Raw genomic sequence first — 13,659 nt, 5'->3', positions numbered from 1 at the left:
ACCGCGACGCCGCTGACGGGCCGCTGTGCGCGCGCCCGTCAGCGGCGGACCGTCAGCGGCGGGCCGTGAGGACCATCCAGACGAGCTCGCCCGACGTGCTGTGCGTGAGCTTCGTGCGCCAGCGTCGCGTGAGGTCCGCGTGCTCCTCGGGCGACAGCAGCGCGCGCACGTCGTCGCCGCGCTCCTCGAGGACCCGCAGCCCGTGCTCCTGCGACGCGACGAGGTCGGCGGTGCGGTCCTCGGTCACGACGTCGGTGAAGCCGCACGACGTCAGCAGGTCGGCGTACGCGTCGAGCGTCAGCATGTGCTGACCCCACGCGAGCATCCGCTGACCGAACTCCGCCGACGCGTCCGACGTCCCCAGGCAGTAGTCGGTGACCAGGACCGTCCCGCCGGGACGCAGCGCGTCGTGCAGCAGGCGCCACGCGACGGGCTTCTCGTCGTGCGCGAGGAACGCCCCCGCGTCGCGCGTCCACACCACGTCGAAGGCACCGGGCCGCACGACGTCCGACGTCAGCACGTTGCCGCACACGAGCTCGACGTCCGCGCCGGGCGCGTCGACCTCCCGGCGCTCGCGGGCCAGGTCCGTCATGTCGGGCGACGCGTCGAGCCCGACCACCCGCACACCGAACCGGGTCGCGAGCCGGAACGCGTCGCCGCCCAGGCCCGACCCGACGTCGAGCACGTCGGCCCCGGCACGCAGACCCGCGCGCGCGGCGAGCGCGTCGAACACCTCCGGCTCGGCCGGGCCCTGGTAGCCGCGGCCGTAGAGCAGCTCGTGGCGGAGGGCCACCTCGCGGCTGTAGCGGTGCGCGATGGTCGCAGGCAGTCCGTCGGGCATGGGTCGTTCTCCTCAGGGGGTGGTCGCGGGTGCGGGGCGCTGGACCGGGACGTGGTCGGTGCGCGGTGTCCGGGCGGTCCGGGCGGGGTCGTGGGGGCGGAGGAGCTCGACGTCGCTCGCCGACGGCCCGGTGGGGTGGCACAGCGCCGCGACCAGGTCGCCGACGGCGGCCGCGTGCGTGAAGCCGTGGCCGGAGAACCCGCCGCACACGACGAGCCGGAGCGTGCCCGGGACGCGGCCGACGAGGAAGTCGCCGTCGGACGTGTAGGCGTCGACGCAGGCCGACGCGGCGACGGGCTCGGGCGCGAGCGCGGGCACCCACGTGGACACGAAGTCGACGACCGGACGCGTCTCGTCGGGCGAGGGCGGCCCGGCCCGGCCGGCGCCGAGCCGGTCGGGGTCGAGCAGCCGCGACGACCCGCCGACCTTCACGCCGCGACCGTCGACGTCCGGCAGCCCCCAGAACCGGTCCGCGCCGACCTGCCGCACGAACGCGGGCCACGCACCCCCGGGTCGGACCTGCTCCCCGGCGCGGGCCGGGGCACCGTCGACCCTGCCGACCGGGCGGAACCACGCCTGCACGACGCGTCGCGCGGGCGCCCCGACGACGCGCGCGGCCTCCCCCGTCGCGAGCCACGCGCCCGTCGCGAGCACGACCCGCCGCGCCCGCAGCACGCGGTCGTCCAGCACGACGACGACCCCGTCGGCACCGTCGCGGACCTCGCGGACGACGCGCCCGACGAGCACCTGCGCCCCGCGCTCCGCGGCGCACGCCACCGCGGCGCGGACCGTCGCCTCGGGACGGACGACCGCGGCGGCGCGGTCGAGCAGCACGGTGTCGTCCGTGCGGAGCGCGAGGTGCGGCACCGCCCGGGCGGCGGCGCGCGACCGCAGCACCTGGACGGAGGTCCCGCAGCGTTGCGCGACGGCGCGCGTGCGCCCGACGAGCGGACCGTCGCCCGGCCCGACGACGGCGTGCGCGCAGGGCGTCAGCAGGGTCGTGCCGGACTCGGCCTCGAGCTCGCGGTAGCGCGCGAGCGACCGGTCGGCGAGCGCCGGGTAGTGCGCGCCCTCCCAGTGCAGCCGACGGAACAGCCGCGTGCCGCCGTGCGACCCGCCGTGCACGTGGCCGGGCTCGTGCTGCTCGACGCCGACGGCCCGCAGCCCCGCGCGCGCGAGGGCCCACAGCGTGGTCGCCCCGGCGACCCCGAGCCCGACGACGACCACGTCGACGACGTCGTCGGCCCGGTCGACCCCCGCTCCCGGACGGTCGCCGGGCATCAGATCTTCATCGCGCAGCCCCGGCTCTCCAGCCGGTTGACGCGTCGCTCGATGCGCAGCACGTCGCCCGTGACACCGCACGGGCACGCGACGTCGCGGTCGACCCAGCCGAAGTCCTCGCTGAGGACGAACCCGGGGAAGCTCGTCGGCGTCGGGTCGCAGTACGCGAGCAGCCCCGACTCGCCCGGCTCGACGGGCGCGAGCGTGCGGGCGTCGCGCGCGCTCACGTACAGCCACGGCGGGCAGTGCTTGGCGTGGTGGGCGCACTCGAGCGCGATGGTGTTGAGCTCGACCATGTTGAACGCGTCGCGCACGGCACCGGCACCCGGCAGCCCGAGCGACGGGACCAGCACGTCGTGGAGCGCGTCGCGCGCGACGGCCTGCCCCTGCCGCCCCTTCCAGCCGCCGATCGTCACGGCGAACCGGCGCGGGTGCGCGGGCAGCGGGCGCGAGCGCAGCGCGTGCGCGAGGTCCCACAGCAGCGGCGGCGGCCCGACGACGAGCGACGGCACGGACGGGTCGTCGGCCGCGAGCGCCGCGACCAGGCGCTCGGTCTCGACGGCGCCGTCGCGCACGTAGAAGTCGGTCTCGTGCAGCACGGAGACGCCCGACATGACGTAGGAGATCCACAGGTGCTGCGACTCGTCGACGCGCGGGCCCACGTTGTGCACGACGGTCTCGGCGTGCTCGACGTCGAGCAGCTCGTGCGTCGCGGCCGTGACCGACGCGAAGAACCGCATGAGCGTCGCGTCGTCACGCGGGACGCGGGACACCGTGCCCTGCGTGCCGCTGCTCGTGGTCATGACGACGGGCTCGGAACCGGTCCGGACCAGGTCGGCCGCGCGCTTGAACACGCCGCTGGGCAGCAGCGGGATCCGGTCGAGCGTGTCGGCGTCGATCGACGCCGGGTCCAGCCCGTCGGCGTACCGCGCGTAGGCGGGGTTGTGCGCGACGTGGTGCGCGACGGCGTCGCGCAGGAACGCGGCGCGGACCTCGGGCGTCGCGCCGTCGCGCAGCACGTCGGTCGCCGACAGCCACGCGTCGAGCGCGCTGACCTCGTCGGCCGTCGTCGTCGGGGCGGGTCGGGTCGCGGTCGTGCTCATCGCTGCTCTCCCTCGGCGGGCGCGGGTCGGGGGTCCGTGCCGACGGCGGCGAGGTCGTCGGCCTGCATCGTCGCCCGGACGCGGTCGTACCGGTCGACGAGGTAGTGCTGCGCGGCGTCGGTGCGGCGCGTGTAGTAGCGGCCGGGGTCGTCCCACGAGCGCTCGATCGACACGAGCCGGACGAGCGTGTGCATGCCGAGCGAGCCGTCGTGCGTGAACCCGGCGCGCGGCATGCGCGAGAACCCCGCCTCGACGAGCCGGTCCGCGCCCGCGGCGGCCCACCGGTCCCGGTGCTCGGTCGTGATCCGCCAGGGGTGCACGCTCAGCGTCTGGCTGTGCCGGTCGAGGTGCCGGGCCACGTCGCCGAGGTCCTCGACGGGGTGCACGAACAGCGTGCGGCCGAGCGGGTGCGGCAGGTCCGTGGTGCCGAGGGGCAGCTCGACGACCGCCCAGTCCGGGGTGACCGTCGACGGGAAGCCGCGGAACGACGCCTCGGCGAGCAGCGCGGACCGGTTGGCGAGCACGTCGCGGTTCTCGGTGACGAACGGCAGGTTGCCGGTGAACGTCGCGAACGCCTCGCGCGCGGCGGCGACGAACGCCGCGGTGTCGCCCTTCACGAAGACGCGCTGGGTGTTGAAGCACGCCTCCTGGTCGTAGAACGCGGCGTCCTCGACGACGCGCATCGCGGCCTCGCGCGGGTCGGTCTGCGTGAGGTCGACGACCGACGCGCTGTGCCGCGGGCCGTACTCGGCGAGCGGGACGTTGACGCCGAGCTTGCTGCGCACGGACCGGACGGCGGCCTCGCCGCCCCACACGCAGGCGGCGTCGACGGACGCGATCGCCGCATCGCCGACCGCGTCGCCGTGCGGCCAGTACGGCAGCGACAGCGCGCGCGACACCGGGTGCTGCGGGTCGACCTCGAGCACCGCGAGCGCGATCCCGACGGGCGAGATCGGGTCGCGGGACGGGAGCTTCGCGATCGAGCGGTTCTTGGTCACCATGCCGCGGCACAGGCTGTACATCGACGCGAGCGGCAGGTTGCCCACCAGGTAGTGCAGGACGAGACCGCGCGGGTACGCGCGCCGGTACGACATCTGCACCGGCAGCCACTCGTCGAGGATCCGCTGGTCGCCGAACTCCGACTCGATCTGGTCGTACAGGTGCCAGCGCTGCGCGAGGAAGTGCCCGATGGTCTCGTAGTCGCGCTCCATCATCACGTCGGGGAACTGCGTGAGCGTGTGCGCGTGCCGGCGGACGAACATGCGCGCCGCGAGGCGACGGGCGTCCCACAGCTCGCCGACCTTGCCGAGGAACGTGATGATCTCCGCCGACGAGACCGCCGCGAGCTCGGCGTCGAGGTCGGCGGCCGCGGCGTGGATCTCGTCGAGGTGCGCCTGGTGGAACCGCGGGATGCGGACCGCGGCGCCGCTCTCGAACCGCAGCAGGTGGACGTCGTCGTCCTGCGGCCCGTCGGCGTACCGGGCGACGCCGTTGACGATGAGCGGGAGGTCGATGACCTGGTCCATGGGATCTCCGTTCGGTGGTGCGTGACGTGTGCGCGGGGCGCGTCGGGCGGGCGGCGCGCGTCGGGCGGCGGGCTCGTGTCAGGCCGGCTCGGCGCGCGGGACGCGTCGGGCCAGGCCCGGTGGGCAGGCGACGAGGAAGGCGACCGCGACGACCGCGAGCGCGACGGCGACGGCCGCGAGCGCGCCGCCGACCCGGTCGACGAGGTCGGGACCGGCGGGGACGGGCCCGGCACCGGGACGGCCCGCGTGCACGGCCCACCCGGCGAGCGCGACACCCAGCACGCCGCCGGCGTTCCGCACGAGGTTGCTGGTGCTCGTCACGACGCCCGCCCGGGGCGCGCCGGCCAGCCGCAGCAACGCGATGGTCGCGGGGGTGAGCGCGAGGGTCGCACCCGCGCCGACCAGGACGAGCGCGACGGGCCGCACGGGCGACGCCGGGTCGAGGCCCACGCCGACCGCGAGCCCGGTGCCCGCGGCCATCGCGAGCAGCGCGCCGCCGACGAGCAGCCGCTCGGGGAACCGTTCGGCCAGCCGCCCCGCGACGAACCCGACCGCGAACAGCGCGACCGTCAGCGGCAGGAACGCGACGCCCGTCGCGAGCGCGCTGCGGCCGAACGCGGCCTGGTCGCTGAGCGGCACGAGGAACACGAACGCGTAGAGGCCGGCGAAGGTCGCGCCGCCCAGCAGCAGGAGCACCGCGACCTCGGAGCGGGTCACCAGGTCCGTCGGGAGCACGGCGTGCGGCCTGCCGCGACCGCGGCGCAGCAGGAGCGTGACGGCCCCGACGAGCACGACGACCGCGAGCGCGGGGCCGAGCGGACCGGGCGGGACGTGCTCGATGACGAGGACGGCGGCGGTGAGCAGCGCCGCGGCGAGCACGACGACACCGACGACGTCCGCCCGGCCCGGGACGTGCGGGGCGACGGGTGCGGACCGGCGGATCGCGAGGAGCCCGCCGCACACGACGACCCCCACCGGCACGTTGAGCCAGAAGATCGACCGCCACCCGGCGGTCTGCACGAGCACGCCCCCGACGAGCGGCCCGACCGCGAGCGCGACCGCCCCGATCGCCGACCACAGCGCGACGGCGTGCGACCGCGCGGGTCCGGCGGGGTGCACGGCGGCGACGAGGCCGAGCGACGCGGGCACGACGACGGCGGCGCCGACGCCCTGCGCGGCCCGCCCCGCGAGCAGCACGCCCGCGGTCGGTGCGAGCGCGCACGCCGCCGACGCGACCGTGAACACCGCGACGCCGACGACCGCGACCGGCACGGCCCCGTACCGGTCGACGAGCGGCCCGGCTCCCGCCAGCCCGACGGTGAGCGCGACGGTGTACGCGTCGAGCACCCACTGCAGCGCGCTCAGCCCGCCGCCGAGCTCGGTGCCGATCCGGTCGAGCGCGACGTTCACGACCGTGACGTCGAGGAAGAGCATGAACGTCGCGGCGGTGAGCAGCCCGATCCCGGTGCGTGCCGCGCGTGACGTCACGGGGCACCCGCGGACGTGACCGCGGCGAACGCCCTCCGGAACGCCGCCATCTCCTCGGGCGTCCCGATCGACACCCGCAGCCGCCCCGGACCGCCGATCTCCCGCACCAGCACCCCGCACGCCACCAGGCGCTCCCAGACCGCGCACGCGTCGTCGAACGGCCCGACGAGCACGAAGTTCGCGTCGGAGTCGGGCACCGTCCAGCCGCGGGCGCGGAGCCAGTCGACGAGGTCGTCCCGTCCGCGACGCAGCGCGTCGACCGTGCGCAGCTGCTCGGTCCGGTGCGCCAGGAGTGCGCAGCCCGCGGCCTGCGTGAGCGCCGACAGGTGGTACGGCAGCCGGACGACCCGCAGCACGTCGACCACCGCCGGGTCCGCCGCGAGATAGCCGATCCGCGCCCCGGCCCCCGCGAAGGCCTTGCTCAGCGTCCGCACGACGACCAGGCGCGGGTGCCCGTCGAGCAGCTCGACCGCACTCGGCACGCCCGCGCGGCGGAACTCCGCGTACGCCTCGTCGACCACGACGAGCCCGGGCGCCGCGTCGAGCGCGGCGGTCACCGTCGCGAGCGGCAGCGCGGTCCCCGTCGGGTTGTTCGGCGACGCGAGCACGACGACCGCGGGCCGGTGCGTCGCGAGGTCGTCGACGAGCCGCGCGGGGTCGACCCCGTACCGCTCGTCGCGGGGCTCGCACCGCCACGCCGTCCCGGTGTTGCGCGCGTACTCCGGGTACATCGGGTACGTCGGCCCGTACGACAGCAGCAGCCGGCCGGGCCCGCCGAACGCCTGCAGCAGCTGTTGCATGACCTCGTTCGACCCGTTCGCCGCCCACACCTGCCGTGCGTCGAGCGGCACACCGGTGTCGGCGGTCAGGTGCCCCGCGAGCGCCGTGCGCAGGCGCGTCGCCTCGCGGTCCGGGTACCGGTGCAGGTCCGCGGCCGCCTCGGAGACCGCGCGCGCGACGGCGGCGCTCGTCGCGGGGTCGGGCGGGTACGGGTTCTCGTTGGTGTTGAGCCGCACGGGCACGTCGAGCTGCGGCGCGCCGTACGGCTCCTGGCCGCGCAGCTCGGGCCGGACCAGGTCACCGATCGGGACGTCGGCGACGGGGACCGCGGGCTGCCTGATGCCGGACGCCGTCATCCCGGCACCCCGGCCGGCTCGGCGACGGCGGGACGCGCGCTGCTCGCCCGGACCAGCGCGTCGAACGACGGCACGTCCACCGGGCGGTCGCTGCCCACGAGGTCGAGGCACGCCCGGACGGTCTCCTCGACGTAGCGGCGCGCGACGACGGGGTTGCGGTTGAGCCGGTGCGTCGCGGCGGGCACCTCGACGAGCCCGACGTCCCGACCCTCGTCGGCCAGCCGGCCGGCGGCGGCCCGCACGCGCGTCACGTCGACCCACGGGTCGGTGTCGCCCGCGACGAGCCGCACGGGCACCGCCACGCGCGCGAGGTCCTCGACCGCCTCGTCGTACCCGTGCAGCCCGTGCGTCCGCGCGTCGTGCACGAACCCGTCGCGCACCTCGTAGCCGAGCACGTCGACCGTCGGGGGCAGCCGGTCCAGCTCCGCCTCGACGAAGTCCGTGCCGATCACCTCGCGCAGCGTCGCGGTCACGTCGAGCACGGGCGTCACGAGCACCGCGCCGCCCGCCGGGGCACCGCCCGCGAGCGCACGGACCGCGGGCCGGGTCGCCAGGCTCACCGCGACGAGCAGCGCGCCCGGGTGGAGGTCGAGCACCGCCGCGACGTCCTCCGCCTGCGCCGACAGCCGCGTCCCCGCGATCTCGCCGCTGCCCGAGCCGACGTGGTGGCGGAAGTCCACGCGCACCGTCCGGAAACCGTGCCGGTTGAGCGCGTGCGCGAACGGGAACATGCTGCGCGCGGTGCCGCCGAACACCGGCGCGACGACGACGTCGCCCAGGTGCTCGCCGTCGGTGGGCGCGTCGACGAGCAGGCCGATCTCGCCGTCGGTGCCGACCGCGTGCCGGGTGGTCGTCGTGCCCATGCTGGGGGTCCTCTCGTCGGGTCGTGCCGGGGGGCGCACGACGGTCGCGCCGCGCTGCGGGGCGGGGTGGCGGGCCAGCAGGTCGTCGACCCAGCCGACCGTGTCGCGCATGACGTGGTGGTCGCGGCCGGGACGCATCGCGGACACGAGGAACGAGCGCTGCCCCTCGAGCACCGGGCCGAGCACCGTCACGCGCGGGTCGGACGTGCCGTCCGCACGCACCGGGTGGTGCCGGTCGTCGACGCGCACGCCGCCGGGCCGGAAGGCGTCCGCGCCCGTGCCCGTCGCCCACAGCGACGCCGCACCGCGCTCGACGAGCCGCCGGTAGAGCGGGTTGAGGTCGGTCCGCACGTCGAGCCGCGGCACCCACGCGTCGACGAGCACATCGGGCGTCCCGCCGAGCGCGTCGACGGTGGTCGTGGGCACCGCGCACGGCCCTCTGCGGTCGACGCGGTCGTCGCGGTCGACGCGCACGAGCCCGGACCGCAGCAGCGCGGCGACGCGCGCCATCACGTCGGGCGACGCACCGTTCGCGAACCGGTTGTGCCACGGCACCACACGCTCGACGAACCGCCGGTGCGACGCGGCCGTGAGCCCGCCGTCGTCGACGGCCGCCGAGATGACGCCGCGCAGGTCCCGCCACACGCCGTTGCGCGCGGTGAGGTGCGGGCTCACGCCGACGCCCTGGCGCGCGCGCCGCACGTCGAGCTCGATCACGTCGGCCAGGTCGTCGCCGGTCGCGAGCGGGTCGACGAGCGCGTCCCAGTCGAACCGGTCGGCGTCGTCGACGTCGCCCGTGTGCGCCAGCAGGAGCCGGGCGAGCGCGTCGGGCCGCGCGTCGTCCCCCGTCCGACCCGCGAGGCCGTCGTCCACGAACGCGTCGACGGCGTCCTGCACACGGGTCGCCGCGTCGCGCGCGGCGTCGAGGCCGCGCAGCGTCGCGTCGTGCTGGAAGGCCATCTCCAGGACGATCAGCGGCAGCAGGTCGCGCTCGACGTCGAGCGCTCCCGTGCCGTCCCCGCCGCCCTCCCGCGGGCCGCCGCGCGACCGGCGCAGTCGCGGCAGGACGTCGTGGCGCAGGAAGCGGCCGCCGCGCGCGTCGACGAACGGGCTCACGGTCGAGAGCACCGCGGGCCGCGCGTACGGGAACACCCCCGAGCCGCTCGTGCAGTGGATCGTCGACGGCTCCGCGCCGGACCGCAGGTACGTCAGCCGTCCGCCGCGTGCGCGCGCGAACCGGCCGCCGCGCCCCGCCGTGAGCGCGATCAGCACGTCGAGGGCCGTCATGCCGGTGCCGACGAGCGCGACGCGCGACCCGGCGGGCACCTCCGCGACCGAGCCCGGGCCGTCCAGCGGGTACGCGCGCGTGACGTGCACGGCCGCGTGGTCCCCCGGTCCGGCGCACGGGTCGGCCGTCGGGTGCGCGGGTCGCGGCGACCCGTGCCCGGTCACGAGCAGGACGTCGTCGACGGTCCACGTGCGCCCGTCGGCGGCCAGGACGTCGAGTGGGCCCTCCGGCCAGGACGCCTCGGGGGACGACTCGCGGAGCTCGACGACCTCGACGGCGTGCCGGTGCACACGCGCGCGCCCGGTGCGCTCCAGGTCGGCGGCGAACCGGGCGAGCCGCTCCTCGAGCGCGGCTCCGTGGACGGCGCGCGGGGGCCAGGCCGCGGGCTCCTCGGGGACGCCGTCGGACCGCTGCGCGATCCACCGCGCGAGCGTCGGACGCTCTGCAGGCGGACGCAGCGGTCCGGCGCCGGTGACGGTCTCGTCGGCGGCGAACGACACCTCGTCCGCGGTGCGGTTGAGGACCGCGGTGAGCGGCTGCCGCGGGTCGTGCACGGACCCCGCGCCGAACCGCCCGGTCCGCTCGAAGACGTGCACCTCGAGCGTCCGGCCGGCCGTCAGGGCGTCGGCGTGGGCGCTGAGTCGTTCGAGGGCGTACGTCGCGCGGGGACCTCCCCCGACGACGGCCACCCGCAGGGGACGCGTCACGTCGCCACCGGTGCGGTGGCGTGCGACGGGCCCGCGTGCCGCCGTTCCCGCTCGTGCCGGGTACCCGTCCGGGGTGCCGCGGCGACCACCGCGTCGAGCGCGGAGACGAACCCGCGGACCTCGTCCTCGGTCAGCGTGCCCATCGTCGCGACACGGAACGCCTGGTCGCGCAGGTGCTCCTGCGACGCGTAGACGACGTAGCCGCGCGCCCGCAGGCCCGCGTGCAGCTCGGCGTACCCGAGCCCGGGCGGCAGGTCGAGCGACGTGAGCGACGACGCACGCTCGGCGGGGTCGAGGTGCACCGTGAACCCGCGCTCGACGAGCCCGGCGCGCAGCAGCTCCGCGAGCCGCCCGTAGCGGGCACGTCGACCGGACACCGTCTCCGCGCGCAGGCGCCGCAGCGCGACCTCGAGCGCGTAGAACGTCGGGACGGCGGGCGTGAAGGCCGGGACGCCCGCGCGCGCCTGGGCCCGGTGGTGCCGGCCCAGGTCGACGGTGTACCCGCGTCCGGGGCTCCCGGCGAGCGCGTCGAGCAGGTCGGCGCGCGCGGTGACGAACGACAGGCCCGGCATGCCTTCGAGGCACTTGTTCGACGTCCCCGCGAGCCAGTCGACGCCCTGCGCCGCGACGTCGACGTCCTCGCACCCGACGCTGCTCACGGCGTCGACGACCAGCGACCGGCCCGCCTCGGCCACGACCCGGGCGATGCCGGGCAGGTCGTTGAGCATGGCCGTGCTCGTCTCGTGGTGCACGAGCGTCACGTGCGTGACCTGCGGCTCCGCGGCGAGCCGGGCCGCGACGTCGCGCGCGTCGAGCGGGCGTCCCCACGGCACCGCGAGCTCGCGGACGGGGATGCCGTGCGACTGCGCGATCTGCCGCATGCGCTCGCCGTAGTGCCCGTTCTCCAGCGTGAGCACGACGCCGTCGGCCGGCACGGCGCTCGCGACGGCCGCCTCGACGGCGCCCGTCCCGGACGACGTGAGCACGACGGTGTCGTGCGTGCCGGTGCCGCCGCACAGGTCGGTCAGCTCGTGCCGGACGCGGGCCAGCAGGTCGCCGAAGTCGGACTCCCGGTGGCACAGGTCCGGTCCGGCGAGCGCCTCGCGGACCTCGTCGGCCGTCATCACCGGGCCTGGGTTGAGCAGCACGACGCGCGTCACGGCCGCACCTCCGACGCGAGCGCGGCGGCGAGGCGGCGGGCCGCGTCGGGCGGCTGGATCGCGGGTCGCGGCAGGTCCGGGTCGGTGCCGGGGCTCACGGGCACGTGCACGAACGTCGTGCCGGTCGCGCCGAGCACCGCCTCCGCGACCGCGGCCGGCGTCGTCGCGCTCCGGGCGTCGCCGTACCCGCAGGCCCTCGCGACGCCCACGAGGTCGACGTGCGACGACGACGTGCGCTGCCCGCCCGTCGACTCGTACGACCCGTTGTCGAGGACCAGGTGCACGAGGTTCGGCGGCCGCACCGCGCCGATCGTCGCGAGCGCCTCGAGCCGCATGAGCGCCGCCCCGTCACCGTCGAGCACGACGACCCGCCGGTCGGGCACGGCCGTCGCGAGGCCCAGCGCGACGCTCGACGCGCACCCCATCGACCCGACGACGTACAGGTTCTCCGGACGGTCCCAGCCGGCGGCGAGCTCGCGCGCGGTGTAGCCGGTCGTCGCGACGAGCACGGTCTCGGGCCCGACGGCGTCGACGACCGCGCCCAGCACCTCGGCGCGCAGCGGCGGTCGGTGGGCGTCGTCGTCGTCCGCGGGCGGTCGCGGCACCGCCTTCTCGAACGTGCCCTTGCGCACGACGAACGCGAACGGCCGGCCGGTCGCGTCCAGGTGCCGCAGCGCCTCGTCGACGCGCTCGCCGAGCACCACCGGGTCGGACGGGAGGATCTCGTGCCGCACGCCCATCGCGTCGAGCAGGTCGGGCGTGATCTCGCCCATGAGCCGGTGCTGCGGCTCGTCGGGGAAGCCCGGCTCACCGCGCCACGTGACGAGCAGCAGCACGGGCACCTCGAGCGTGCTCGCGAGCGACGTCAGCGGGTTGACGGCGTTGCCGAGCCCGGAGTTCTGCATGACGACGACGGGCCGACGCCCGCCCAGCCGCGCGCCGACGGCGATCGCGACCGCCTCGCCCTCGTTCGCCGCGGCCAGGTACTCGACGCCCGCGCCGTCCTCCATCCGCCGGATCGCGGGGGCCAGGAACGAGCACGGCACCCCGACGACCGGCCCGAGCCCGCGCGCTGCGAGGACGTCGAGGAACGCGTCGGCCTCCAGCACCGCGGGCACGTCGACGAGCGTCGTCACGAGCGGCTCGCCAGCGGCGCCGCGGCGAGCGCGTGCTCGACGCCCGCGGCGTCGTGCCGGCGCTCCTCGTCGAGCATGTCGCGCAGGCCCTGCAGCTCGAAGACGTCCTCGACGGTCGCGATGTCGTCCTCGAACCGCGATGTGCGACCGTCGCGCAGGATCGACGAGAACGTCTGCGACACGGCCGTGATGAGCGCGCGCAGCCCGTGGTTCGCGTACACGACCATCTTCGCGCCGGCCTCCTCGAGCTCCGCCGCCGTGACCGTGTGGTACGTCGTCGGCACGACCACGACGGGCAGCGGCGACGACCAGCGCTCGAGGAACTCCAGCACCACGTCGGGCGAGCGGTCCTTCGCGTGGATGAGCACCGCGTCCGCGCCCGCCGCCTCGTACGCGTGCGCCCGGGACAGCGCCTCGTCCAGGTCGTGCCCCGCGATGAGCGCCTCGATGCGCGCGATCACGAGCAGGTCGCCGGTCCGCGCCGCGGCGGCGGCGGCGATCTTGCCGCAGAACGCCTCGACCGGGAGCAGGCTCTGGTTGCTCGCGACGAAGCTGTTCATCTTCGGGAAGAGCTTGTCCTCGATCGTCACCGCCGAGATCCCGGCGGCCTCGTACCGGCGCACCATGTGCATGACCTGCGGGACGTTGCCGTAGCCCGCGTCGCAGTCGGAGACGACCGGGATGCGCACCGCCGACGCCATCGACGCGGAGACGCTCAGCAGGTCGCTCATCGTGAGGATGTCGGCGTCCGGCACGCCCTGCGACGCCGAGACCTCCAGGCCGCTCGCCCAGACCCCGTCGAAGCCCGCGCGCTCCGCGAGCCGGGCGCCGAGCGGGTTGTGCGCGCCGACGATCCGCACCAGGCCGGGCGCGTCGAACAGCTCGCGCAGCGTGGTCCGGCGGGCGGGGACGGGGACGGCGGGGTGGTCGGTGCGGGTCATGGTGGACGAACCTCCTGAGGAGTGGCGTGCTCGGACGGCGGCAGGGCACGGCGCCGCCGGGGCGGTGCGCGCCCGCGGTCGCCGGGTGCGGTGCGGTGCTGGGTCGCGGCCGACGTGCGTGGTCGCGGTCGTGGCGTGGTCGGTGCTCGTTGCGCGGGCAGCGGTGCCCGGTGCGTGGGTGCCGGCGGC

At 76.4% G+C, this 13,659-nt stretch carries 10 protein-coding genes; all 10 read right to left on the bottom strand.

From position 1 onward, the window contains the following. Nucleotides 1-52 precede the first annotated feature (52 nt). The 10 genes from OOT42_RS02740 to OOT42_RS02695 all read right to left on the bottom strand — a co-directional run bounded on the left by OOT42_RS02740 (nt 53) and on the right by OOT42_RS02695 (nt 13,470). The gene (locus tag OOT42_RS02740; protein ID WP_273653426.1) at nt 53-841 is read right to left on the bottom strand and encodes a methyltransferase domain-containing protein; all 789 of its coding nucleotides are present in this window, start codon (nt 839-841) and stop codon (nt 53-55) included. 12 nt (nt 842-853) lie between these two features. Then, nucleotides 854-2,122, bottom strand: a complete 1,269-nt coding sequence (locus OOT42_RS02735; protein WP_273653425.1) for an FAD-dependent oxidoreductase — start codon at nt 2,120-2,122, stop codon at nt 854-856. Continuing rightward, nucleotides 2,122-3,225: a hypothetical protein gene (locus tag OOT42_RS02730; protein ID WP_273653424.1), complete on the bottom strand. Its 1,104-nt coding sequence runs from the start codon at nt 3,223-3,225 to the stop codon at nt 2,122-2,124. The genes OOT42_RS02735 and OOT42_RS02730 overlap by 1 nt, the downstream gene beginning before the upstream one ends. Continuing rightward, on the bottom strand, nt 3,222-4,751 hold the full coding sequence (locus OOT42_RS02725; RefSeq protein ID WP_273653423.1) for an aldehyde dehydrogenase family protein: 1,530 nt from the start codon (nt 4,749-4,751) through the stop codon (nt 3,222-3,224). Before OOT42_RS02725 ends, OOT42_RS02730 begins: the two co-directional genes overlap by 4 nt. A gap of 78 nt (nt 4,752-4,829) precedes the next feature. Continuing rightward, the gene (locus tag OOT42_RS02720; protein WP_273653422.1) at nt 4,830-6,239 is read right to left on the bottom strand and encodes an MFS transporter; all 1,410 of its coding nucleotides are present in this window, start codon (nt 6,237-6,239) and stop codon (nt 4,830-4,832) included. Next, a complete protein-coding gene (locus OOT42_RS02715) occupies nt 6,236-7,375 on the bottom strand; it encodes a histidinol-phosphate transaminase (RefSeq protein ID WP_273653421.1) in 1,140 nt (379 codons plus the stop codon). Before OOT42_RS02715 ends, OOT42_RS02720 begins: the two co-directional genes overlap by 4 nt. Then, nucleotides 7,372-10,233: an FAD/NAD(P)-binding protein gene (locus OOT42_RS02710; protein WP_273653420.1), complete on the bottom strand. Its 2,862-nt coding sequence runs from the start codon at nt 10,231-10,233 to the stop codon at nt 7,372-7,374. Before OOT42_RS02710 ends, OOT42_RS02715 begins: the two co-directional genes overlap by 4 nt. After that, nucleotides 10,230-11,393: a pyridoxal-phosphate-dependent aminotransferase family protein gene (locus tag OOT42_RS02705; RefSeq protein WP_273653419.1), complete on the bottom strand. Its 1,164-nt coding sequence runs from the start codon at nt 11,391-11,393 to the stop codon at nt 10,230-10,232. The genes OOT42_RS02710 and OOT42_RS02705 overlap by 4 nt, the downstream gene beginning before the upstream one ends. Then, nucleotides 11,390-12,529: a phosphonopyruvate decarboxylase gene (gene aepY / locus OOT42_RS02700; RefSeq protein ID WP_273653418.1), complete on the bottom strand. Its 1,140-nt coding sequence runs from the start codon at nt 12,527-12,529 to the stop codon at nt 11,390-11,392. The genes OOT42_RS02705 and aepY overlap by 4 nt, the downstream gene beginning before the upstream one ends. Further along, entirely contained in the window at nt 12,526-13,470 is a 945-nt protein-coding gene (locus OOT42_RS02695; protein WP_273653417.1) for an isocitrate lyase/phosphoenolpyruvate mutase family protein, read from the bottom strand. The genes aepY and OOT42_RS02695 overlap by 4 nt, the downstream gene beginning before the upstream one ends. Nucleotides 13,471-13,659 lie beyond the last annotated feature (189 nt).

Source organism: Cellulomonas fimi (assembly GCF_028583725.1).
Lineage (GTDB): Bacteria > Actinomycetota > Actinomycetes > Actinomycetales > Cellulomonadaceae > Cellulomonas > Cellulomonas fimi_B.
This window is presented reverse-complemented; position numbering and strand designations above follow the sequence as displayed.

Bases quoted from the DNA above. Each gene is read 5' to 3' on its own strand.
- OOT42_RS02740 (WP_273653426.1), bottom strand. From the start codon at position 841: ATGCCCGACGGACTGCCTGCGACCATCGCGCACCGCTACAGCCGCGAG.
- OOT42_RS02735 (WP_273653425.1), bottom strand. From the start codon at position 2,122: ATGCCCGGCGACCGTCCGGGAGCGGGGGTCGACCGGGCCGACGACGTC.
- OOT42_RS02730 (WP_273653424.1), bottom strand. From the start codon at position 3,225: ATGAGCACGACCGCGACCCGACCCGCCCCGACGACGACGGCCGACGAG.
- OOT42_RS02725 (WP_273653423.1), bottom strand. From the start codon at position 4,751: ATGGACCAGGTCATCGACCTCCCGCTCATCGTCAACGGCGTCGCCCGG.
- OOT42_RS02715 (WP_273653421.1), bottom strand. From the start codon at position 7,375: ATGACGGCGTCCGGCATCAGGCAGCCCGCGGTCCCCGTCGCCGACGTC.
- OOT42_RS02695 (WP_273653417.1), bottom strand. From the start codon at position 13,470: ATGACCCGCACCGACCACCCCGCCGTCCCCGTCCCCGCCCGCCGGACC.